The sequence below is a fragment of the Pengzhenrongella sicca genome, assembly GCF_017569225.1.
In the GTDB taxonomy this organism is placed as follows: Bacteria; Actinomycetota; Actinomycetes; order Actinomycetales; family Cellulomonadaceae; genus Pengzhenrongella; species Pengzhenrongella sicca.
On the sequence record NZ_CP071868.1, the window covers coordinates 151,126 to 173,000 of the forward strand.

Sequence of the window (21,875 nt, forward strand, 5' to 3'; positions counted from 1 at the left end):
GATGCACTCTACGGGGTGTGGTTGGGGAGCGTGGGATCGCCCGTAGCTTGAGAACTGCACAGTGGACGCGAGCATCTTTGTAAGAAGATCTTTGCAAGAAGATTAATGTTGTCAAGTTTTTAAGGGCACATGGTGGATGCCTTGGCACTAGGAGCCGAAGAAAGACGTTGTAGCCTGCGATAAGCCTCGGGGAGTTGGCAAACGAACCGTGATCCGAGGATGTCCGAATGGGGAAACCCCGCTGGAGTCATGTCCAGTGACCCGCACCTGAATATATAGGGTGTGTGGAGGGAACGTCGGGAAGTGAAACATCTCAGTACCGACAGGAAGAGATATTCCGTGAGTAGTGGCGAGCGAAAGCGGAACAGGCCAAACCGATTGCGTGTTCAAGCCGGCAGGCGTTGCGTAGTCGGGGTTGTGGGACCTTTCCATTGCCTCTGCCGAGGTGATAGGGAGTCAGAAAGTCGCGTCATAGTCGAAGGGCATTGAAAGGCCCGGCACAGAGGGTGTGACCCCCGTAGACGAAATGGCGTGGCCTCCCGAAGGGGATCCCAAGTAGCACGGGGCCCGAGAAATCCCGTGTGAATCTGGACAGACCACTGTCTAAGCCTAAATACTACCTAGTGACCGATAGCGGACAAGTACCGTGAGGGAAAGGTGAAAAGTACCCCGGGAGGGGAGTGAAATAGTACCTGAAACCGTGTGCCTACAATCCGTTGGAGCCTCCCTAGCAGGGGTGACAGCGTGCCTTTTGAAGAATGAGCCTGCGAGTTAGTGGTACGTGGCGAGGTTAACCCGTGTGGGGAAGCCGTAGCGAAAGCGAGTCCGAACAGGGCGATTCAGTCGCGTGCTCTAGACCCGAAGCGGAGTGATCTAGCCATGGGCAGGTTGAAGCGCGGGTAAGACCGCGTGGAGGACCGAACCCACTTGGGTTGAAAACCGAGGGGATGACCTGTGGTTAGGGGTGAAAGGCCAATCAAACTCCGTGATAGCTGGTTCTCCCCGAAATGCATTTAGGTGCAGCGTCACGTGTTTCTTGCCGGAGGTAGAGCTACTGGATAGCTAATGGGCCCTACAAGGTTACTGACGTTAGCCAAACTCCGAATGCCGGTAAGTGAGAGCGTGGCAGTGAGACTACGGGGGATAAGCTCCGTTGTCGAGAGGGAAACAGCCCAGACCACCAGCTAAGGCCCCCAAGCGTATGCTAAGTGGGAAAGGATGTGGAGTTGCACAGACAACCAGGAGGTTGGCTTAGAAGCAGCCACCCTTGAAAGAGTGCGTAATAGCTCACTGGTCAAGTGATTCCGCGCCGACAATGTAGCGGGGCTCAAGCATACCGCCGAAGCTGTGGCATTCACATAATAACCAGGCCTTCGTGGTCCAGGTGTGTGGATGGGTAGGGGAGCGTCGTGTGGGCAGTGAAGCCGCGGGGTAACCCAGCGGTGGAGCCTACACGAGTGAGAATGCAGGCATGAGTAGCGAAAGACGGGTGAGAAACCCGTCCGCCGAATGATCAAGGGTTCCAGGGCCAGGCTAATCCGCCCTGGGTAAGTCGGGACCTAAGGCGAGGCCGACAGGCGTAGTCGATGGACAACGGGTTGATATTCCCGTACCGGCGAAGAATCGCCCATACCGACCGTGGTGATGCTAAGCGCCTGAAGCCGGCTAGATCCCTTCGGGGACGTGCCGGGGGAGCGCGCGAACCGAACTGCTATTAGGTAAGCGTATTAACAGGGGTGACGCAGGAAGGTAGCCCAGCGTGGCGATGGTAGTCCACGTCCAAGGTTGTAGGGTAAGAGGTAGGCAAATCCGCCTCTTGTTAAGCCTGAGAACTGATGGTGACCGCTTATGCGGGATGATTGGGTGATCCTATGCTGCCAAGAAAAACCTCGACGCGAGATTCTAGCCGCCCGTACCCTAAACCGACTCAGGTGATCAGGTAGAGAATACTAAGGCGATCGAGAGAATCATGGTTAAGGAACTCGGCAAAATGCCCCCGTAACTTCGGGAGAAGGGGGGCCTGAGGCGTGAACCCACTAGCTGGGGGAGCGTTCGAAGGTCGCAGAGACCAGGGAGAAGCGACTGTTTACTAAAAACACAGGTCCGTGCGAAGTCGCAAGACGATGTATACGGACTGACGCCTGCCCGGTGCTGGAAGGTTAAGAGGACGGGTCAGCCGCAAGGCGAAGCTCAGAATTTAAGCCCCAGTAAACGGCGGTGGTAACTATAACCATCCTAAGGTAGCGAAATTCCTTGTCGGGTAAGTTCCGACCTGCACGAATGGCGTAACGACTTCTCCGCTGTCTCAACCGTGAACTCGGCGAAATTGCACTACGAGTAAAGATGCTCGTTACGCGCAGCAGGACGGAAAGACCCCGGGACCTTTACTATAGTTTGGTATTGGTGTTCGGTGCGGCTTGTGTAGGATAGGTGGGAGACTGTGAAGCCGGCACGCCAGTGTCGGTGGAGTCAACGTTGAAATACCACTCTGGTCGCTCTGGATATCTAACCTCGGTCCGTAATCCGGATCAGGGACAGTGCCTGATGGGTAGTTTAACTGGGGCGGTTGCCTCCTAAAATGTAACGGAGGCGCTCAAAGGTTCCCTCAGCCTGGTTGGCAATCAGGTGTCGAGTGCAAGTGCACAAGGGAGCTTGACTGTGAGACTGACAGGTCGAGCAGGGACGAAAGTCGGAACTAGTGATCCGGCGGTGGCTTGTGGAAGCGCCGTCGCTCAACGGATAAAAGGTACCCCGGGGATAACAGGCTGATCTTGCCCAAGAGTCCATATCGACGGCATGGTTTGGCACCTCGATGTCGGCTCGTCGCATCCTGGGGCTGGAGTAGGTCCCAAGGGTTGGGCTGTTCGCCCATTAAAGCGGTACGCGAGCTGGGTTTAGAACGTCGTGAGACAGTTCGGTCCCTATCCGCTGCGCGCGCAGGAAACTTGAGAAGGGCTGTCCCTAGTACGAGAGGACCGGGACGGACGAACCTCTCCCTCTGGTGTGCCAGTTGTTCCGCCAGGAGCACGGCTGGTTAGCTACGTTCGGAAGGGATAACCGCTGAAAGCATCTAAGCGGGAAGCCTGCTTCAAGATGAGGTTTCCATGGGATACGTCCCGAGAGGCTCCCAGCTAGACCACTGGGTTGATAGGCCGGATGTGGAAGCGGGGACTAAAGACCCGTGAAGCTGACCGGTACTAATAAGCCGATAACTTGACACTTACACTGTTGCCATGCGTCCACTGTGCGGTTCCCGAGATACGGACGGGTATACCCGCAACCAGATATCTCCATAGAGTTACGGCGGTCATAGCGAGGGGGAAACGCCCGGTCCCATTCCGAACCCGGAAGCTAAGCCCCTCTGCGCCGATGGTACTGCACGGGAGACTGTGTGGGAGAGTAGGTCGCCGCCGGACAACCATTACACAAAGAGCCACCCCTTCGGGGGTGGCTCTTTGTCGTCCCCAAACCAGCGAGTTCGTCCTTCCCCGCCGAGAACGTCCACGAGGACGGACGAACTCACCACACAACGACGAACTCACCACACAACGACGAACTCGCCACCCAACGACGAACTCGCCACCCAACGACGAACTCGCCACCCAAGGAATGACGAACTCGCGCCCAACAGCGGGCCTCAGGACAACGCGCGGCCAAGGTCGGGGAAGGCCTGGATGTAGCCGGACAGCAACGAGCGGCCGACCGCGACGGAATCGACGAGCGGGTGCAGCCCGAACGCCTTCCACGCCAGCTCGGCGGACCCCTCGAGCGCGGCACCGATCGTGAGCTGCTCGACGGCCTTGACCTGCGACATCAGCCCGAGCATGTGACCCTCGACGGGCGCGACCGGCCACGGGTGCACGCCGTCGGCGTCCACGGCGCAGCCCACCTCGATCACGGCCTCGGCCGGCAACTGCGGCACGAGCGAGCCGTTCGGGACGTTGAGGATCATCGTCGCGGGCCGGTCCGCGACGAGCGCGGCCATGAGGTCGAGCGCGACCTGGTGGTAGCCGCCGACGGCGTCCTCCTCGTGTCGCGCTCCCTCGTCGCCCTCGGGCCGACTCTCCGCCATGTAGGTCGCCTCGCGTTCGGCGTGCGACGCGTTCCAGATCGCGAGCGCGTCTGCGCCCGGTGCCCCGGCGTCGGCGTAGAACGCGTCCTGCTGGTCGCGCAGGAACTCCCCGCGGGTCTCGGGCGCCGCGGTGATCCGCTGCGTCGCCTCACGGGTGAAGTAGTAGTAGTAGAGGTACTCGTTGGGCAGGGCGCCGAGCGCGCGGACCCAGTCGAGGCCCATCAGGCGCGCCTCCTCGATGCCCTCGAGCAGCCGCGCGTCGGCGAGCAGCGCGGGCAGCCGGTCGGCGCCGTCGACGTCGAGCGAGCGCAGCCAGCCGAGGTGGTTGAGCCCCACGTAGTCGAAGCTGCCCGCCGCCGGGGTCGGTGCGCCGAGCGCGGCGCCGGCGCGGCGCATCAGCCCGATCGGGGTGTCGCAGATCCCGACCACCCGGTCGCCGAGCACGGCGCGCATGGCCTCGGTGACGATGCCGGCGGGGTTGGTGAAGTTGATGACCCAGGCGTCCGGCGCGACGTCGGCGATCCGGCGCGCGAGCGCGACCATGAACGGCACCGTGCGCAGCGCGTAGGCGAGCCCGCCCGGGCCGACCGTCTCCTGGCCGAGCACGCCGAGGTCGAGCGCGGTGCGCTCGTCGAGCACGCGGGCGCCGGTGCCCCCGATCCGCACGGCCGCGAACACGAAGTCCGCGCCCCGCAGGGCCTCGTCCAGGTCGGTCGTGACCGTCAGCCTCGGCGGGTTCGTGAGCGCGCCGGCCAGCTGCCCGAGCACGCGCGTGATCGCGCGCAGGCGACGTGCGTCGACGTCGTAGAGCGCGACCTCGTCGATCCGCACGGGCGCCGCGGGGTTGCCGACCGCCGAGAACACCTGCGGAACGCGGAAGCCGCCGCCCCCGATGATGGTGAGCTTCATACGGTCAGAACCTCCACGCCGGCGGTGCGAAATGCGGCCAGGGTCGCCGGGTCGGCGCCGAGGCTGGTGATCAGGACGCTGACGGCGTCGGCCCGGCAGACGCTGAGCAGCCCGCCGCCCGGGTACTTCGACGGGTCCGCGAGCACGACCGTGCGCTCCGACGACGCGATCATCGCCTTCTTGACCGGCACCTCGATGCCGGTGGAGTCCATCACCGAGCCGTCCGCGCGCAGCCCGCTCGTGCCGAGGAAGCAGATGTGGGCACGCAGCTGGCTCAGCGCCTGCTCGGTGAGGATCCCGACCATCGAGTTGTAGTTCTTGCGCACGACGCCGCCGAGCACGATGAGCTCGACGCCGTCGTCGTCGCGCAGCTCGTCGACGACGGCGAGGCTCGAGGTGAGCACGGTGATGCGCTTGCCGCGCAGGTGCCGGGCGAGCAGCCGCGTCGTCGTGCCGATGTCGATGAGCACGACGTCGCCGTCGGCCACCAGCGCCGCCGCCCGCGTGGCGATGCGATCCTTCTCGGGGTGCCACCGGCCGGCGACGTCGCCGAACGGAATCGCATCGGCCTCGATGCTGCCGCCCCCGCGCACGCGGCGCAGCAGCCCCTCCGCGCTCAGCGCGTTGAGGTCCCGCCGGATCGTCGACAAGGAGACGCCGAACATCCCGGCGAGGCCGTCGACCGAGACCTCGCCCTCGTCCTGCAAGACGCGCAGAATCCTTGCCTGCCGGGTCGCGGTGAGCATATTGCGCAATATAACAGTCACCTTGACGCAGGATCGATCATCTTCGATGATGTGGACGCGTACGGACAGCCGCGAGCGGGAGCGGACATGATGAACTAAGCGTGTGCACAACACGTCTGGCGACGGGAGAACGCGGGTGACCGCACCATCTGCCGACGGCGCCGCGCCCGCGCGCCGCCTGCGCTGGGACCCGCTCGCCGCCGTCCGCGGCCCGCAGTCGCCCGCCCTCGACGTGCTGCTCGCGGGCACGATCTTCTTCGACATCGTGTTCACGGACCTGCCGGCCGACCCGAGCCCGGGCACCGAGGTCTGGGCCGGCGGGATGGGGTCGTGCCCGGGCGGCATCTCCAACCTCGCGGTCGCGGCCAGCCGGCTCGGCCTGAGCACCGGGCTGGCGGCCGGCTTCGGCGACGACGTGTACGGCAACTGGTGCTGGGACGTGCTCTCCGGCCAGGAGGGCATCGACCTGTCCACCTCGCGGCGATTCGCCGGGCACTCGGCCGTGACGGTCTCCCTCGCCTCGCACGGCGACCGCAGCATGATCACGCACGGGCACCCGGTCCCGGTCAGCGCCGACGAGCTCGTCGGGACGCCGCCGCCCTCGCGTGCCGTCATCACCGAGCTCGCGCCCGTCGCGGCCGAGCCGGCGCCCTGGTGGCGGCTCGCGGCCGCGGCCGGCTCGCTCGTGTTCGCCGACGTCGGCTGGGACCCGTCGGGCCGGTGGGACCGCTCGACGCTCGACGCGCTCTCCGCCTGCCACGCGTTCACCCCGAACCAGGTCGAGGCGATGGCCTACACGCGCACCGACCGGCCGGCCGCGGCGCTGCACGCGCTCGCCGACCGGGTCCCGCTCGCGGTCGTCACGTGCGGGGCCGACGGCGCGATCGCGATCGACGCGACGACGGGCGAGCAGGCGCACGTGCCCCGCGTCGCCGTCGCCGCGCTCGACCCGACCGGCGCGGGCGACGTCTTCGCGGCGTCTCTCGTGCTCGGGACCCTCGCCGGCTGGCCGCTCGCCGACCGGCTCGCTTTCTCGGCGCTGTGCTCGGCGCTCGCCGTTCAGCACTTCGGCGGCTCGCTGGCCGCGCCCGGCTGGGGCGACATCAGCGACTGGTGGCAGCGCGCCGGCGCCGGCGCCGGCGACCGGGACCTGCGCACGCGCTACGGCTTTCTCGACGACGTGCTGCCGCGCTGCCCGGTCGACGAGGTGCGCCGGGCCGAGGCCACGCTCACGCTGTACTCCGACCTGCCCCCGCACTAGTCGCCCGGGTTTCGCTGCGCCGGCCGGTCCGGCTCGGTGCGCAGCTTCGTTCGCTCAGTTCCGTTCGAGAAGAAGTTCCGTTCGAGAAGAGGACACGCATGAAGAACGTTGCACCCGCCCGCTGGGTGGGCCTGCTGACCGCCGCCGCGGTGCTGAGCCTGGCGGCGTGCGCCCCGGGCGCCGAGAACGCCGACGCCGACCCGACCGCGCCCGACGCTGCGATCCGGACCGACGCGGCCGAGCTCGGCGACGTCACGCTGACGGTCTGGGACCAGGAGGTGCGTGGTGGCCAGAACGAGCAGATCGAGGCCCTCAACGCCGCCTTCCAGGACGCTTACCCCAACATCACGATCGACCGGGTCTCGCAGTCGTTCGACGACCTCGCGACGACGCTGCGCCTGGCGCTGACCGACAACGAGGCGCCCGACGTCGTCCAGGCCAACAACGGCCGCAACACGATGGGCGCGTTCGTCGCGGCCGACCAGCTCCTGGCGCTGAACGACTACGCGGACGCGTACGGCTGGCGCGACCGCTTCCCCGCGAGCGTGCTGCAGTACTCGACCTACTCCGCCGACGGCTCCGTGTTCGGCGAGGGCAACATCTACGGCCTCCCGCAGGTCGGCGAGGTCGTCGGCGTCTTCTACAGCAAGGCCAAGCTCGCGGCGCTCGGGCTCGAGGTGCCCGAGACCTGGACCGAGTTCGACGCCGCGCTCGAGGCCGCCAAGGCCGCCGGCGAGATCCCGATGCAGCTCGGCAACATCGAGGCGTGGCCGGCGGGGCACGTGTTTGGTCCCCTGCAGGCCGCGACCGTCGACCCGGCGGACATCACCAAGCTCGGTCTCGGCAACGCGGGCACGAGCTGGGCGACCCCGGAGAACGAGGAGGCCGCCGCGACGCTGCAGGGCTGGGTCGACGCGGGCTACGTCAACGACGGGCCGAACGGCACCGACTACGACGCCGCCTGGCAGGCGCTCGCCGCGGGTGACGGGGTCTTCCTTATCGGCGGGTCGTGGCTCGCGGCCGACCTCGAGGACGCGATGGGCGACGACGTCGGCTTCTTCGCCCCGGCCGCGCAGGCGGGCGGCGAGATCGCGACGACCGGCGGGACGGGCCTGCCGTTCGCCGTCACGACGGCCTCGGAGAACCCCGACGCCGCCGCCGCGTACATCGACTTCCTCACGACCGACGCGGCCATGGAGACGATCGCCGAGACCGGCAACCTGCCGGTCAACCGGACCGCGGAGCTCGCGCCGGCCGACGGCGTCCAGAGCGACGTCTACGGCGTGTTCGACGACGTGTCGGTCAACGGCTCGCTCCTGCCGTACCTCGACTACGCGACGCCGACGTTCGGCGACACCCTCGGGCAGTCGCTGCAGGACCTGATCGCCGGGCAGGTCACCCCGGCCGAGTTCACGGCCGCGCTCGAGGCCGACTATGGCGAGTTCACGGGCTCGGCCGGCTGATCCGACGGTGCGGTCCGGCCTCGCCGGCCCGACCGCACCGCCGGATCGCCGCCGCGCCGCGGTGCCGCTGCGCCGCCGCCTCACGCCGTACGGGTTCCTCCTGCCGGCGTTCTGCCTGTACGCCGCGTTCCTGCTCGTGCCGATCGGGCGCGCCGTGCAGCTGTCGCTGTACGAGTGGGACGGGCTGACGGTCGGCACCTTCGTCGGCCTCGACAACTTCGCCACGGTCGCCAGCGATCCGCGCCTGCGCGAGGCGTTCTGGCACGCGCTCGTGCTGATCATCTTCTACTCGGTGCTGCCGCTCCTGATCGGCCTCCTGCTCGCCGCCGTGCTCAACCGCGGGAAGGTCCGCGGCCTGCCGTTCTTCCGCACGGTCATCTTCCTGCCGCAGGTGGTCGCGATGGTGGTGGTGGCGGTCGCCTGGCGGCAGATCTACGCGCCGAACGGCTCGCTCAACTCCGGCCTGCGCGCCGTCGGCCTCGGCTCGCTGGCCCGGCCGTGGCTCGGCGACTACACGTTCTCGCTGCCCGCGGTCGGCTTCGTCGGCACGTGGGTGTCGATGGGGCTCGTGACCGTCCTGCTCCTGGCCGGCATGTCCCGGATCCCGATCGACCTGTTCGAGGCGGCCCGGCTCGACGGCGCGGGCGCCGTCCGCGAGTTCTTCGCGATCACGCTCCCCGCCATCCGGGGCGAGATCACGGTCGCGCTGACCCTGACGATCATCGCGGCGCTCAAGACGTTCGACCTCGTCTACGTCACCACCGGCGGCGGCCCCGGCACCTCGACGACGGTGCCGAGCTATGAGGTCTACCGGCGCGCGTTCCAGCTCGGCGAGGTCGGCGCGGCGGCGGCCGTCGGCATCACGCTCACGATCCTGATCTTCGGGATCAACCTCGTCGTCAACAAGGTCGGGGACCGGTCCAGCACATGATGATCTCGCGCGCCGAGCGCTCCGCGAACTACGTCATCCTCATCGTCTTCGCCGCGTTCGCGCTGTTTCCCCTCGGGTCGATCCTCGCCGCGGCGCTCGGGCCCGAGAGCGCCTCGGTCGCGCGCGAGGGTGGTGGGCTGCACTGGGAGAACTTCGCCACGGCGTGGACGCAGGGTCAGTTCGGGCGGTACATGACGACGTCGGTCGTCGTCTCCGCGCTCGTCGTCTCCGTCGCGCTGGTGTGCTCGATCATGGCCGGGTACGCGTTCGGCACCATGCGGTTTCGGGGCGAGCAGGCGCTGTTCTACCTGTTCCTGCTCGGCATCATGGTGCCCACCGAGGCGATCATCGTGCCGCTCTACTTTGACCTGCGCACGCTCGGCCTCACCAACACGATCTGGGGCGTCGCGCTGCCCCAGATCGCGCAGTCGATCGCGTTCGGCACCTATTGGATGCGGGCGTACTTCAAGAGCTCGAACGTCTCGATCATGGAGGCCGCGCGACTGGACGGCGCGGGCACCCACCGGATCCTGTGGCAGGTGCTCGTGCCGATCGGCCGCCCCGCGCTGACGACGCTCGTGCTGCTGACGTTCATGTGGACGTGGAACGAGTTCCTGATCCCGCTCGTGATGAGCCCGAGCGGCAGTGTCCGGACCGCGCCGCTGGGCCTGGCGTTCTTCCAGGGCCAGCACGTGCAGGGCACGACGCTCCTCGCGGCCGCCGCCGTGCTGGTCGCGCTGCCCGTGGTGATCGTCTACCTGTTCCTCCAGCGCCACTTCGTCAAGGGCATGATCGAGGGCGCCGTGCGGGAGTGACGATGTGGGAGTGAACGCGCAGGAGTAGGTGCGCGGGAGTAGGTGCGGAGTAGGCGCAGCGGGAGCGGGCGCAGCGCCGTCAGCCGGCGGCCTCGGCGCTCTCGGGCTCGTCGGTGCTCATGAGGGTGAACTGCTCGCCGGCCGGCCCGCGCAGGACGGCGAGGCGTCCGTAGGGGCTGTCGATCGGGCCGTCGAGCACCGTCGCACCGAGCTCGACCGCGCGGGCGGTGGCCGCGTCGGTGTCCGTGACCGCGAAGTAGGTCTCCCAGTGCGGTGGCGCGTCGGCAGGCAGCGCGCCGACGCCGCCGAGGCCGCCGACCGACTTCCCGTCGACGTTCACGGTGACGTACTCGAAGCCGGGGGCGGACATGTCCTCGAACGCGTACCCGAACACGGTTCCGTAGAACGCCCGCGCCGCGGCCAGGTCGTGGCTCAACGCCTCGTTCCAGATCATCGAGCCCGGCTCGTTGACGAGGTTCGCGCCGGTGTGCGCCCCCGACTCCCAGAGGCCGACGACGGCGCCCGTCGGGTCGACGACGACCGCCATCCGGCCGAAGTCCTCGATGGTCATGGGCGGCGCCACCACCGTCCCGCCGGCCTCGGAGGCCTTCGCGGTGACGGCCTCGACGTCGTCGACCGCGAGGTAGGTGGTCCACGCCGCGGGCTGACCCTCGGCACCCGGCGGCGGCTCGCCGATGCCGGCGACCGGCTGGCCGTGCTTGAGGGCCATCGTGTAGAAGCCCGTCTCGGGGCCGCCCACGGCGAAGTCCCAGCCGAGCAGCGGGCCGTAGAACTCCTGCGCGGCAACGCGGTCGGGTACGGACAGGTCGACCCAGGAGGGAGTCCCCTGGGGCCAGGCCGTTGCGTGGATCATGTGTCATCGCTCCTTCGGGTCGACCTCGCCCGGGCGGCGGGGCTCAGGTGGTGGGTGGGCTCTCGTGCTCGCCCACCCAGGCGAACATGGCGTCGAAGTAGCGCTGGCGGGCGGCCGGGCCGGACAGCGCGAGGTCGTGGACGCCGTCGGCGACCTGCACGATCGTGACCTCCGCGCCGAGCCCGGGGGCGCGCGCGACGATCTGGTCGACGTCGAGCACGCTGTCGGTCGTCGCGAGGTCCGGGTGCCACCGGTCGTACGGGCCCGTCGTCGCGGCGCAGCACACGAGCACCGGGCAGTCGATGTCGAGGCCCTGGGCCACGCGGGCGTGGCCGCGGCGGATCGCCCGCAGCCAGCCGGCCCGCGCGGGGAAGCCCTCGTGCGGCTTCCAGGCGAGGTTGTAGTCCCAGCTGCCCCCGGAGTCGCGATGCAGGCTGAGGCCGTAGTCCGGGGACGCCCCGCCGACCACGACGCGCGGCGCGAGCGGGCCGACGGCGTCGACCAGCCGCGTGAGGAGGACGCGATCGAACCACCCGCGGTTGAGGTCCAGCCAGGGGCTGTTGAGCACCACGGCGTCGACGACGCCCCGGCCGCGCCGGGCGTGGGCCCACAGGCTCGCGAGCAGCCCGCCGGTCGAGTGCCCGAGCACGATCAGCTGGTCGTGGCCGTCCTGGTCGCGGATGATCCGCGCGGCGAGGTCGAGCTCCTCGACGTAGTCGCGCAGGTCGGTCACGTAGTTCGGAGTCTGCCCGGGGCGCAGCGACCGGCCGTGCTTGCGCAGGTCGAGCGCGTAGAAGTCGTAGCCGTGCTCCGCCCAGGCGTCGCCGAGATGCTTCTGGAAGAAGTAGTCGATGTAGCCGTGCAGGTACAGCACCGCGCGGCGGGTGGGCGTGGCCGGCCCGGCCCGGCGGACGAGGGTCGCGACGACGGGTCCCTCGGCGTCCGGCTCGAGCTGGAGGGTCCGCGAGGTCCAGCCGTCGCCGAGGAGATCAGGGGCGGCGACCTCGCCGTCCGCGGCGACCTGCTCGGTGCTCATGGGGCGATGCTGCCACGCGCGGCCCCCTCGTGGGGGTCGAAAGCGGCGCCGGTGTCGGGGTGCCCGCCGGGCCTGCGGGGGCCGAGCGATGGTGGCAAGATTGCCGTAGCTGAATTGAGTGGATCAGGCTCAAGTTTGACGGAGGACTCATGGAAACGAAGCTCACGACCCGGGCCAACGAGGCGCTCGGGGACGCGATCCAGCAGGCATCCGCGGCCGGCAACCCGCAGGTCGAGCCGGTCCACCTGCTCGGCGCGCTGCTCGCGCAGGAGAACGGCGTCGCCGCGGCCCTGCTGGACGCCGTCGGCGCCGATCGGGCGGAGCTCGGCCGCCGCGTGCGCGCGGGGCTCGTCGCGCTGCCCGCCGCGAGCGGCAGCGCGGTGGTCCAGCCGACGCCGTCGCGCGCGATGACCGCCGCGCTCGACGTCGCGCGCACGGAGGCCCAGGCGCTCGGCGACGAGTACATCTCGACCGAGCACCTGCTGCTCGGCATCGCGGCGGGGCAGTCCGCGGCGGCGGACGCGCTGCACGGCCTCGGCGCGTCCCGCGCCGCGCTGCTCGACGCGCTGCCCGCGGTGCGCGGCGACGGCCGCGTGACCAGCCCGAATCCCGAGGGGACGTTCAAGGCGCTCGAGAAGTACGGCGTCGACCTCACGCGATCGGCGAGCGAGGGCAACCTGGACCCGGTGATCGGGCGCGACAACGAGATCCGGCGCGTGATCCAGGTGCTCTCGCGCCGCACGAAGAACAACCCCGTCCTGATCGGCGAGCCGGGCGTGGGCAAGACGGCCGTCGTCGAGGGGCTCGCCCAGCGCATCGTCGCGGGCGACGTGCCGGAGTCCCTCAAGGGCAAGCGGCTCATCTCGCTCGACCTCGCCGCCATGGTCGCGGGCGCGAAGTACCGCGGCGAGTTCGAGGAGCGGCTCAAGGCGGTGCTCGAGGAGATCAAGGGCTCGGACGGCGAGGTCGTCACGTTCATCGACGAGCTGCACACGGTGGTCGGCGCCGGGGCCGCCGAGGGCAGCATGGACGCCGGCAACATGCTCAAGCCGATGCTGGCCCGCGGCGAGCTGCGCCTGGTCGGCGCGACGACCCTTGACGAGTACCGCGAGCGGATTGAGAAGGACCCCGCGCTCGAGCGCCGGTTCCAGCAGATCTTCGTGGGCGAGCCGAGCGTCGAGGACACGATCGCGATCCTGCGCGGCCTGCGGGAGCGGTACGAGGCCCACCACAAGGTCACGATCTCGGACGCCGCGCTCGTGGCCGCCGCGACCCTGTCCGACCGCTACATCCCCGGCCGGCAGCTGCCCGACAAGGCGATCGACCTCGTCGACGAGGCCGCGTCGCGGCTGCGGATGGAGCTCGACTCGTCCCCGATCGAGATCGACGTGCTGCGCCGGTCGGTCGATCGCCTCCTGATGGAGGAGCTCGCCCTGGCGCGGTCGGACGACCCGGCCTCGGTCGAGCGGCGCGGCAAGATCAGCGCCGACCTGGCCGACCGGAAAGAGGAGCTCGCGGCGTTGACCGCGCGCTGGGAGTCGGAGAAGGCGGGCCACAACCGGGTCGGCGACCTCAAGGCGCGCCTGGAGGAGCTGCGGCGGTCCGCCGAGAAGTTCGAGCGTGAGAGCGACTTCGAGAGCGCGAGCCGGCTGCTCTACGGGGAGATCCCGGCGATCGAGAAGGAGATCGCGGCCGCCGAGGAGCGCGAGCAGAGCGCGACGCTGCCCGACGCCGTCGGCCCGGCCCCGGCGCCGATGATCGCCGAGAAGGTGGGCGCCGACGAGGTCGCGGAGGTCGTGGCCGCGTGGACGGGCATCCCCGCCGGCCGGCTGCTCGAGGGCGAGAGCGGCAAGCTGCTGCGCATGGAGGACGCCCTCGGCGAGCGCCTGATCGGGCAGCGCCGGGCCGTGACCGCGGTCTCCGACGCGGTCCGCCGCGCCCGGACCGGGATCTCGGACCCCGACCGGCCGACCGGGTCGTTCCTGTTCCTCGGCCCGACCGGGGTCGGCAAGACCGAGCTCGCCAAGGCGCTCGCGGACTTCCTGTTCGACGACGAGCGGTCGATCGTGCGCATCGACATGTCGGAGTACTCCGAGAAGCACACGGTGGCCCGGCTGGTCGGCGCGCCGCCCGGGTACGTCGGGTACGAGGAGGGTGGGCAGCTCACCGAGGCGGTCCGGCGTCGGCCCTACTCCGTCGTGCTCCTCGACGAGATCGAGAAGGCGCACCCGGAGGTCTTCGACATCCTGCTGCAGGTGCTCGACGACGGGCGCCTCACCGACGGGCAGGGCCGGACCGTCGACTTCCGCAACACGATCCTCGTGCTGACCTCGAACCTCGGCTCGCAGTACCTGGTCGACCCGATGCTCGACGACGAGGCCAAGCACCAGGCGGTGCTCGCGGCGGTCCGGGCCGCGTTCAAGCCGGAGTTTCTCAACCGCCTCGACGACGTGGTCCTGTTCGACGCGCTGTCGCTCGCCGAGATCGGGCGGATCGTCGAGCTCCAGGTCGCGCGGCTCGGGGCCCGGCTCGCGGGACGCCGGCTCGGGCTCGAGGTCACCCCGGCCGCGGCGGAGTGGCTCGCGCTGGAGGGGTTCGATCCCGCGTACGGCGCGCGACCCCTGCGCCGGCTGGTGCAGCGCGAGATCGGGGACCGGCTCGCGCGGATGCTGCTCGCGGGCGAGGCGCTCGACGGCCAGACGATCGTCGTCGACCGGCCCGCCGATCCCGAGCCGGGCCTGTCCCTCGCGGTCCGCTGAGGTCTACTCGGCGGGGGTGGGCGGCGTCGGGAGCGGGTCGGTGAGACGGGCGCCGTCGGCGCGGTGCAGCAGGCACAGGCCGGTGCGGTCGCCGTCGTCCCACGAGCGGCTGGTCGGCGCCCAGACGCTCGCGGCGAGCCCGGCTGCGACGTCGGCCTCGCTCAGCTGGCACGCGAGCGCGACCCGGCGGTCGGCGGCGGCCTGACCGGGCCAGAGGGCATCCGGCGCGAACGCGAACTGCGAGCTCACCTGCGCCTCGTGCGGGTCGGCGCACGGCACCACCCGCACGACGTCGATCGGACCGTCCGGCGGGAGCGTCTCGAGGCAGTTGCCCGTGACGAGGGCCACGGCGTGCGCGTCCCGGGGCGCCGGGACGTCGGCGGGCAGGGGGCGCGTCGCCATCGAGGTCGCCACGAGGACGACGACGACCGCGGCCTCGACGAGCGTCCACGCCGCGCCGACGGCGATCGCGGCGATCGCCAGCCCGCGCCCGCGGGTGCGCCGGCGGCCGATCCGCACGAGCGCGGCGACGCCGAGCCCGATCCCGACCAGGCCGAGCCCGACGACCCCGGTCACGAACGCCGCGACCGCGAGCGGCTCCCGGGCAGGCCGCGCCGGCTGCCAACCGGGCGCGTAGTACGGCTCGGACGGGCCCGCGAACGAGGGCTGGCCCACGGCTACCAGCCGGCCGTGGCGAACATCACGGCCACGAAGAGCCCGATCGCGCCGTACGCCGCAGTCAGCAGCGAGCCGATCGCGATGCCCGCGATGGCCAGGCTCTGGCCGCCGGTCACGTCGCGCTTGATCGCGCGCAGCGCCATGATGCCCAGCACGACGGCGACCGGCGCGGTGAGCGGGATGATCACCGCGACGACCCCCAGGACGAGCGACGCGATCGAGAGCCCGTTGGTGGGCTGCGTCGGCGCGTACGAGGTGGGGTAGGTACCGGTGCCGTAGGAGTAGCCGGGCTGTGGGTACGGGCCGGCCGCGGGCGGGGGGACCTGCGGTGCGAGATCATCGAGGCCCATCGGGACGCCGTACGGGTCGGCGCCGGCCTCCGCGCGACTGAACGGCTGCGGCTGACTGAACGGCTGCGGCTGCCCGAACTGCTGCGGCTGCCCGAACGGGAGGGGCGCGGCGAAGCCGCTCGCGACCGGCGAGGCGAACGGGTCCCGCTCGTTGTCGGACGGCGCGGGCAGCCAGTTCGGCGGGGTGCTCATGGCGATGAACTTAGCGGTTCATGCACGCGGTGATCTTCGCAAGCGTCGCCAGCCGAAGGCGAGCGCGGCGTAGACGAGCGCCACCCCGAGCAGGTAGGCCGTGCGTACCGGCCAGGGCTGATCGGGCCAGGCGATCGCCGCGCCGACCCCGGCGGCCGCGCCGAGCAGCCCGGGAACCCAGCCCGCGACGCGCTGCCGCCACGTGCGCGGTGCGGGGTCCGTCCCGCGGTAGGCCGTCGGTTCCGCCGGCCGCGCGCGCGGCGGCCCGGCGGGGCGGGCTGGGCTCGCGTCCACGGGGGCGCTCAGTCCGCGAGGTCGACGATGACGGGCACGTGGTCGGACGCGCCCTTGCCCTTGCGCTCGTTCCGGTCGATCTCGACGCCCGTCGTGCGGGCCGCGAGGCTCGGGGACTCGTATGCGAAGTCGATCCGCATGCCCTCGTTCTTGGGGAACCGCAGCCGCTGGTAGTCCCAGTAGGTGTACTTCCGGTCCTCGGGGACGTGCACGCGCGTGACCTCGGTGTACCCGGCGCCCTCGAACGCCGCGAAGGCAGCGCGCTCGGGCGGCGTGATGTGGGTCTGGCCGGCAAAGAACTCGAGGTCCCACACGTCGGTGTCGCGCGGGGCGACGTTCCAGTCCCCGACGAGCGCGACCTGCGCCGCCGGGTCACCCGCGGGCGGGGCCAGCCACTCTTGGGCGCGGTCCTTGAGCGCGGCCAGCCACGCGAGCTTGTACGCGTAGTGCGGGTCGTCGATCGCGCGTCCGTGCGGGACGTACAGGCTCCACACGCGCACCCCGGCGCACGTGGCTCCGATCGCGCGGGCCTCGACGACCGGCTCGACGCCGAACGTCGGCTGGCCCGCGAAGCCCTTCTCGACGTCGGCCAGGCCGGCGCGCGAGATGAGCGCGACGCCGTTCCACTGGTTCAGGCCGAAGGTCGCGACCTCGTAGCCGGCGGCCTCGAACCCCGCCCGCGGGAACTGCTCGTCGGTGCACTTGGTCTCCTGGAGCGCGAGCACGTCGGTGCCGCTGCGTTCGAGAAAGGCGAGCGCGCGGTCCGCTCGGGAGCGGATCGAGTTGATGTTCCAGGTGGCTAGCCGCATGCGGGCACGATATCCCGCAGACCCCGCCGTAGGCTGGCCCGATGGCAACCGTATTGATCACAGGCGCCAGCGCGGGTCTCGGGCTTGAGTTCGCGTGGCAGCTCGCCACCGCCCGGCACGACTTGGTGCTGGTCTCGCGCAACACCGACCGCCTCGAGCGGCTCGCGTCCCAGCTGCACGCGGCCGCGGGTGTGCACGTCGAGGTCCTCACGGCCGACCTGTCGGTGCGCGCCGACGTCGAGCGCGTCGCCGCTCGGCTGCGCGCCACCGACGCGCCGATCTCGCTGCTCATCAACAACGCAGGCTTCGCGCTGCACCAGCCGATCGTGGGCGGCGACCCGGAGGTGCACGACCGGGCGCTCGAGGTCATGGTGCGCGCGGTCATGGTGCTCTCGAGCGCGGCCGCGGGCCAGATGACCGCCCGCGGGCGGGGCGCGATCCTCAACGTGGCGTCGGTCGCCGCGCTCTTCGCGTCCGGCGCGTACTCGGCGCACAAGGCCTGGGTCCGGTCGTTCACCGAGAGCCTCGCCGTCGAGCTCGCGGGCACCGGCGTGACCGCGACGGTCCTGTGCCCCGGCTTCGTGCACACCGAGTTCCACGAGCGCGGCGAGATCGACATGACCTCGTTCCCGGAGATCGCGTGGCTCAACGCCGACTCCGTCGTGGCCGCGGCGCTCGCCGACGTCCGCCGCGGCACGGTCATCTCGACCCCGAGCCTGCGCTACCGGGCGGTCTCGGCCGTCATGCGGGTCCTGCCGCGCACGACGGTCCGCGCGATCGGCTCCTACCGCCGCTAGCAGCGCTCACGCGGAGGCGGGGGCGTAGCGCAGGCCGTGGCCCGCGGCGAAGGTCGGGTCCGGGGTGTCGGACGGGACGTCGGGGCGCGCGGCGCGGACCGCGGCCATCGAGCGGGGGAGCTGGAACGGCAGCCGGCCCTCGGGCGGCACGGCGCCGGTCAGGGCCGCCACGAGGGCCGGACCTGACGTGCCGTACGAGGCGACGATCGCGGTCGCGAGCCCGAGCAGCGGCGTGAGGATCGCGGGCCGGTCCAGCGTCACGTCGAGGACCACCGGCACGCGCGCGGCGAGCTCGCGAACCTGCGCGACGACGTCGGCGGGGAACTCGAGCGAGCCGGCGTGGAACCAGGACTCGAGGAACATGCTGTCGCGGTGCTCCCACGGCGCGACCAGCCGCACGACGGCGACGTCGGCGTCCGCGACGTCGTCGACGACCTCGCCGAGGCCGGCCGCGTCCGCGGGGGAGAGCCCGATCGCGAGCACCCGCAGGCCCGGCGCCAGGGGGAGGATCGGCGTCCCCGCGAGCGCGCCGTTCGTCAGCGGGCCGTTCGTCAGCACGTCGTTCGTCAGCACGGTGACCGAGCGGCTCTGCGCGCGCAGCCCCGCGGCGACCAGGTCGGCGCGGCCGACGACGGCCGCCGCCGCGTCCTCGTCGACGTACGGATCGTCGAACAGCCCGAGCTCGAACTTGACCCGCAGCAGCCGCCGCACCGACGCGTCGAGCCGATCCTGCGTCACCGCGCCGTCCGCGACGAGGCCGAGCAGCAGGTCGGTGCACTCCTCGCCGCCGAACTGGTCGCAGCCCGCCGCCAGGATCTTCACCATCCGGGCGGGCGCGTCGAGGTGCTCGACGCCCCACGCGCGCGCCGCGAGGACCTGCCCGGTCGCGACGACGTTGTCGTTGACGAGCTCCCAGTCGGTGACGACGACGCCGTCGTACCCGAGCTCCTCGCGCAGCAGGCCCGTGACGATCTGCCGGTTGTAGCCGAAGCCGACCGGCTCGATCGGCTCGCCGTCGAGCACGAGGCCGACGGGCATGCCGTAGTACGGCATCATCGCCGCGGTCCGGTGCGCGATCGCGACGCGGAACGGCGCGAGGTGGTCCGCGAAGCGCCCGCCCGGGTAGACCTGCTCGCGCCCGTACGGGAAGTGCGCGTCCTCGCCGTCGGCCTGCGGGCCGCCGCCCGGGAAGTGCTTCGTCGTGCACGCGACCGACCCGGCGCCGAGGCGGCCGTCCGGCCCCTGGAAGCCGTCGAGGTAGGCGGCCGTGAAGGCGCTGGTCAGCGCCGAGTCTTCACCGAAGGTGCCGAGCTGGCGGGCCCAGCGCGGCTCGGTCGCGAGGTCGACGCACGGGTGCAGCGCGGCCCGGATCCCGACCGCGACGTACTCCTGCCGGGCGGCGTCGGCGAACTGCCGCACGGCGCCCGCGTCGCCGATCGCGGCGAGCCCGAGCGCGTCCGGCCACTGGGAGAAGTGCCCGGCGGCGAACGACGCCCCGGAGTTCTCGTGGAACGCGTGCCGCGGGTCCGTCGAGACGGTCACCGGGATCCCGAGCGGCGTGTCCTCGGCGAGACGCTGCAGCGCGTTGTGCCAGCGCGCCGCCAGGCGGGGTTCGGGCAGCCGGTGCACGTTGAAGTGGGTGAGGCGCTTGGCCTGCACGACGGCGGTCGTCGGCGACTTGCTGATCGCACCCAGGGCCTCGACGAGCGAGCCGTCGGGACCGGTCTCGATGACCGTCTGGAACATCAGGCCCGCCTTGTCGGCCGGCGTCATGCGGGCGAGCAGGTCCTCGACGCGGTCGGCGACGGGCACCCGGGGATCCTCGTACGGGTCGAGCGTGCCGTTGCCGTTCAGGTCGCGGAACACCGTGCCGTCGGGTGCGGTCAGCGTGGTGCGGGTCGTTGTCGTGGTCATCGTCGAGGATCCCACGCGCAGGCCCGTAGCCTGGGACGGTGACCGGACTCGATGCCGACCTGATGTCTCCCACCCCGCGCGAACAGCTGCGCGACCTGATCACCGAGCTCGCGGTCGTCCGCGGCCGGGTGACCCTGTCGTCGGGCATCGAGGCCGACTACTACGTCGACCTGCGCCGCATCACGCTGCACCACCGCGCCGCGCCGCTCGTGGGCCACGTGCTGCTCGACCGCCTCGAGGAGGTCGGGCTCGGCATCGGCGAGGTCGACGCCGTCGGCGGGCTCACGCTCGGCGCCGACCCGGTCGCCGCCGCGCTGCTGCACGCGGCCGCGTCGCGCGGGCAGGACCTCGACGCGTTCGTGGTGCGCAAGGAGGCCAAGGCGCACGGCATGCAGCGCCGAATCGAGGGGCCTGAGATCGCCGGCCGCCGCGTGGTCGTGCTCGAGGACACCTCGACGACCGGCTCGTCGCCCATCGCGGCGGTCGAGGCGGCACGCGAGGCGGGGGCCGACGTCGTCGGCGTCGCCGTGATCGTCGACCGCGCGACCGGCGCCCGCGAGCGCATCGAGGCCCTCGGCGTGCCGTACCACTACCTCTACGACCTCGCGGACCTCGGTCTGTAGGCGAGAACGTGCCGCAGCTGCTCATGGACGGCGTCGCGCTGTTGGTCGGGGTCGTGTTCGTGGCGCTGATCGCGGCCGCCGTCGCGGCGATCGTCATCTCGGGCCGTCGGCAGAAGGCTCGGCTGCTTGCCTGGACGGCCCAGACCGGCTGGAGCCTGCGGGCCAGCGCCCCGGAGCTCACCGAGCGCTGGACAGGGGAGCCGTTCGGCATCGGCAGCGGCCGCCGGGCGACCAACGTGCTGACGGGTACCTGGCAGGGCCGCCCGGCCATGGCGATGCAGTACATGTACACGACGCGCAGCGGCAAGCAGACCACCCGGCACATCCGTGAGGTGGTCGTTCTCACGCTCCCCGCGTTCCTGCCGACGCTGGAGCTCAGGCCGGAGGACCTGGGCACCCGGCTCGTGAAGGCCTTCGGCGGCCAGGACATCGAGTTCGAGTCGGAGGACTTCAACCGCGCGTGGCGCGTGACGTCGCGCTCGCCGAAGTTCGCCCACGACGTCGTGCATCCGCAGCTCATGGAGCGCCTGCTCCGCCCGGGCGCGGAGGCAAACCTGCGCATCGAGGGCCTCGACATCCTCACCTGGCGCACCGGCCGGCTGGACGTCGATCGCCTCGCCACCCGGCTCGGCCTCCTGGGCGCCGTGGTCGGGACGATCCCGCGCTTCGTCTGGCTGGACCACGGCTACGATCCGATGACGTCGACAAGCCCCGAGGGGGAGAAGTGACCGCAGGAACCATCGCGTTGCTCGTGATCGTGGCGCTCGTCGTGATCGCCGGGTTCTGGGCGATCGGCGCCTACAACGGCTTCGTCCGGCTGCGCAACCTCGTGCAGGAAGCCTGGCGGCAGATCGACGTCGAGCTGCACCGCCGGCACGACCTCATCCCGAACCTCGTCGAGACGGTCAAGGGCTACGCGGCGCACGAGCGCGGCGTCTTCGACGAGGTCACCCGCGCGCGGGCCGCCGCCACGGGCGCCGGCTCGAGCCCCGCGGCGCAGGCGCAGCAGGAGAACGCGCTGACCCAGGCGCTCGGGCACCTGTTTGCCGTCGCGGAGAACTACCCCGTGCTGCGCGCGAGCGAGAACTTCCAGCAGCTCCAGGCCGAGCTCACCAACACCGAGGACCGGATCGCCGCGGGGCGCAGGTTCTACAACGCGAACGTGCGGATGCTGAACACGAAGGTCGAGTCGTTCCCGTCCAACGTCATCGCGGGGGCGTTCCACTTCGCGCGCGCGGAGTACTTCGAGATCGAGGACCCGGCCGTGCGCGCCGTCCCGACCGTCGAGTTCGGCACGGGGACGCCGACCGACACGCCCTGACCGCGGCGGCTCGACCTGCGCGGGTCCCGCT

General features: G+C 70.5%; 18 protein-coding genes and 2 rRNA genes. 11 read left to right on the forward strand and 9 right to left on the reverse strand.

Going from position 1 to position 21,875, the window contains the following annotated elements; all coding sequences use genetic code 11:
- Positions 1 to 109 precede the first annotated feature (109 nt).
- Both J4E96_RS00630 and rrf read left to right on the forward strand, forming a co-directional pair.
- Positions 110 to 3,221 (forward strand): 23S ribosomal RNA (locus J4E96_RS00630).
- Between the two features lie 78 nt (positions 3,222 to 3,299).
- Positions 3,300 to 3,416: ribosomal RNA gene (gene rrf, locus J4E96_RS00635) — 5S ribosomal RNA — on the forward strand.
- 221 nt (positions 3,417 to 3,637) lie between these two features.
- Here rrf and J4E96_RS00640 read toward each other — a convergent pair.
- Both J4E96_RS00640 and J4E96_RS00645 read right to left on the reverse strand, forming a co-directional pair.
- Positions 3,638 to 4,981 carry a 6-phospho-beta-glucosidase gene (locus J4E96_RS00640; RefSeq protein WP_227423900.1) on the reverse strand — a complete coding sequence of 448 codons (1,344 nt, stop codon included), beginning with the start codon at positions 4,979 to 4,981 and terminating at the stop codon, positions 3,638 to 3,640.
- Positions 4,978 to 5,727, reverse strand: coding sequence for a DeoR/GlpR family DNA-binding transcription regulator (locus tag J4E96_RS00645; RefSeq protein WP_227423901.1), 750 nt, complete (start codon positions 5,725 to 5,727; stop codon positions 4,978 to 4,980). Before J4E96_RS00645 ends, J4E96_RS00640 begins: the two co-directional genes overlap by 4 nt.
- 136 nt (positions 5,728 to 5,863) lie before the next feature.
- Between J4E96_RS00645 and J4E96_RS00650 the strand changes: the two genes are divergently transcribed.
- The 4 genes from J4E96_RS00650 (at position 5,864) to J4E96_RS00665 (ending at position 10,197) form a co-directional block, all read left to right on the forward strand.
- Positions 5,864 to 6,988 carry a PfkB family carbohydrate kinase gene (locus J4E96_RS00650; RefSeq protein WP_227423902.1) on the forward strand — a complete coding sequence of 375 codons (1,125 nt, stop codon included), beginning with the start codon at positions 5,864 to 5,866 and terminating at the stop codon, positions 6,986 to 6,988.
- A 98-nt stretch (positions 6,989 to 7,086) separates the two neighbouring features.
- A complete protein-coding gene (locus J4E96_RS00655) occupies positions 7,087 to 8,451 on the forward strand; it encodes an extracellular solute-binding protein (protein WP_227423903.1) in 1,365 nt (454 codons plus the stop codon).
- A gap of 7 nt (positions 8,452 to 8,458) precedes the next feature.
- Positions 8,459 to 9,382: a carbohydrate ABC transporter permease gene (locus tag J4E96_RS00660; RefSeq protein ID WP_406620164.1), complete on the forward strand. Its 924-nt coding sequence runs from the start codon at positions 8,459 to 8,461 to the stop codon at positions 9,380 to 9,382.
- On the forward strand, positions 9,379 to 10,197 hold the full coding sequence (locus tag J4E96_RS00665; protein ID WP_227423904.1) for a carbohydrate ABC transporter permease: 819 nt from the start codon (positions 9,379 to 9,381) through the stop codon (positions 10,195 to 10,197). Before J4E96_RS00660 ends, J4E96_RS00665 begins: the two co-directional genes overlap by 4 nt.
- Positions 10,198 to 10,276: 79 nt before the next feature.
- Here J4E96_RS00665 and J4E96_RS00670 read toward each other — a convergent pair whose 3' ends face one another.
- Complete coding sequence (locus tag J4E96_RS00670) at positions 10,277 to 11,071, reverse strand: VOC family protein (RefSeq protein WP_227423905.1); 795 nt, start codon at positions 11,069 to 11,071, stop codon at positions 10,277 to 10,279.
- Between the two features lie 43 nt (positions 11,072 to 11,114).
- A complete protein-coding gene (locus J4E96_RS00675; protein WP_227423906.1) occupies positions 11,115 to 12,107 on the reverse strand; it encodes an alpha/beta hydrolase in 993 nt (330 codons plus the stop codon).
- Positions 12,108 to 12,256: 149 nt separating this feature from the next.
- On the opposite strand from J4E96_RS00675, the gene clpB reads away from it, so the two are divergent.
- Positions 12,257 to 14,866: an ATP-dependent chaperone ClpB gene (gene clpB, locus J4E96_RS00680; RefSeq protein ID WP_227423907.1), complete on the forward strand. Its 2,610-nt coding sequence runs from the start codon at positions 12,257 to 12,259 to the stop codon at positions 14,864 to 14,866.
- 3 nt (positions 14,867 to 14,869) lie between these two features.
- On the opposite strand, the gene J4E96_RS00685 is transcribed toward clpB, so the two are convergent.
- The 4 genes from J4E96_RS00685 to J4E96_RS00700 are packed head-to-tail and all read right to left on the reverse strand — an operon-like array spanning position 14,870 to position 17,189.
- Positions 14,870 to 15,541, reverse strand: a complete 672-nt coding sequence (locus J4E96_RS00685; protein WP_227423908.1) for a DUF4190 domain-containing protein — start codon at positions 15,539 to 15,541, stop codon at positions 14,870 to 14,872.
- A 2-nt stretch (positions 15,542 to 15,543) separates the two neighbouring features.
- Positions 15,544 to 16,086, reverse strand: a complete 543-nt coding sequence (locus J4E96_RS00690; RefSeq protein WP_227423909.1) for a DUF4190 domain-containing protein — start codon at positions 16,084 to 16,086, stop codon at positions 15,544 to 15,546.
- A gap of 18 nt (positions 16,087 to 16,104) precedes the next feature.
- Positions 16,105 to 16,380 (reverse strand): hypothetical protein, encoded by a 276-nt coding sequence (locus J4E96_RS00695; protein ID WP_227423910.1) that lies wholly within the window; start codon positions 16,378 to 16,380, stop codon positions 16,105 to 16,107.
- Positions 16,381 to 16,388: 8 nt separating this feature from the next.
- Positions 16,389 to 17,189 (reverse strand): exodeoxyribonuclease III, encoded by an 801-nt coding sequence (locus tag J4E96_RS00700; protein WP_227423911.1) that lies wholly within the window; start codon positions 17,187 to 17,189, stop codon positions 16,389 to 16,391.
- 41 nt (positions 17,190 to 17,230) lie between these two features.
- Between J4E96_RS00700 and J4E96_RS00705 the strand changes: the two genes are divergently transcribed.
- Positions 17,231 to 17,986: an SDR family NAD(P)-dependent oxidoreductase gene (locus J4E96_RS00705; protein WP_227423912.1), complete on the forward strand. Its 756-nt coding sequence runs from the start codon at positions 17,231 to 17,233 to the stop codon at positions 17,984 to 17,986.
- A 6-nt stretch (positions 17,987 to 17,992) separates the two neighbouring features.
- Here the strand turns inward: J4E96_RS00705 and J4E96_RS00710 are convergent, their stop codons facing one another.
- Entirely contained in the window at positions 17,993 to 19,900 is a 1,908-nt protein-coding gene (locus tag J4E96_RS00710) for a glycoside hydrolase family 3 protein (protein ID WP_227423913.1), read from the reverse strand.
- A 62-nt stretch (positions 19,901 to 19,962) separates the two neighbouring features.
- Here J4E96_RS00710 and pyrE point away from each other — a divergent pair, with 62 nt between their 5' ends.
- Genes pyrE through J4E96_RS00725 form a run of 3 tightly spaced genes read left to right on the forward strand, consistent with a single transcriptional unit; the run spans position 19,963 to position 21,844 of the window.
- Positions 19,963 to 20,523, forward strand: a complete 561-nt coding sequence (pyrE, locus tag J4E96_RS00715; protein WP_227425604.1) for an orotate phosphoribosyltransferase — start codon at positions 19,963 to 19,965, stop codon at positions 20,521 to 20,523.
- Between the two features lie 8 nt (positions 20,524 to 20,531).
- Entirely contained in the window at positions 20,532 to 21,251 is a 720-nt protein-coding gene (locus tag J4E96_RS00720; protein WP_227423914.1) for a hypothetical protein, read from the forward strand.
- Positions 21,248 to 21,844, forward strand: a complete 597-nt coding sequence (locus tag J4E96_RS00725; RefSeq protein WP_227423915.1) for a LemA family protein — start codon at positions 21,248 to 21,250, stop codon at positions 21,842 to 21,844. Before J4E96_RS00720 ends, J4E96_RS00725 begins: the two co-directional genes overlap by 4 nt.
- Positions 21,845 to 21,875: the final 31 nt, after the last annotated feature.

Excerpts from the sequence above, each read along its gene's own strand:
- J4E96_RS00640 (WP_227423900.1), bottom strand. The coding sequence starts at position 4,981 with ATGAAGCTCACCATCATCGGGGGCGGCGGCTTCCGCGTTCCGCAGGTG.
- J4E96_RS00645 (WP_227423901.1), bottom strand. The coding sequence starts at position 5,727 with ATGCTCACCGCGACCCGGCAGGCAAGGATTCTGCGCGTCTTGCAGGAC.
- J4E96_RS00655 (WP_227423903.1), top strand. The coding sequence starts at position 7,087 with ATGAAGAACGTTGCACCCGCCCGCTGGGTGGGCCTGCTGACCGCCGCC.
- J4E96_RS00665 (WP_227423904.1), top strand. The coding sequence starts at position 9,379 with ATGATGATCTCGCGCGCCGAGCGCTCCGCGAACTACGTCATCCTCATC.
- J4E96_RS00670 (WP_227423905.1), bottom strand. The coding sequence starts at position 11,071 with ATGATCCACGCAACGGCCTGGCCCCAGGGGACTCCCTCCTGGGTCGAC.
- J4E96_RS00675 (WP_227423906.1), bottom strand. The coding sequence starts at position 12,107 with ATGAGCACCGAGCAGGTCGCCGCGGACGGCGAGGTCGCCGCCCCTGAT.
- clpB (WP_227423907.1), top strand. The coding sequence starts at position 12,257 with ATGGAAACGAAGCTCACGACCCGGGCCAACGAGGCGCTCGGGGACGCG.
- J4E96_RS00690 (WP_227423909.1), bottom strand. The coding sequence starts at position 16,086 with ATGAGCACCCCGCCGAACTGGCTGCCCGCGCCGTCCGACAACGAGCGG.
- J4E96_RS00700 (WP_227423911.1), bottom strand. The coding sequence starts at position 17,189 with ATGCGGCTAGCCACCTGGAACATCAACTCGATCCGCTCCCGAGCGGAC.
- J4E96_RS00705 (WP_227423912.1), top strand. The coding sequence starts at position 17,231 with ATGGCAACCGTATTGATCACAGGCGCCAGCGCGGGTCTCGGGCTTGAG.
- J4E96_RS00710 (WP_227423913.1), bottom strand. The coding sequence starts at position 19,900 with ATGACCACGACAACGACCCGCACCACGCTGACCGCACCCGACGGCACG.
- pyrE (WP_227425604.1), top strand. The coding sequence starts at position 19,963 with ATGTCTCCCACCCCGCGCGAACAGCTGCGCGACCTGATCACCGAGCTC.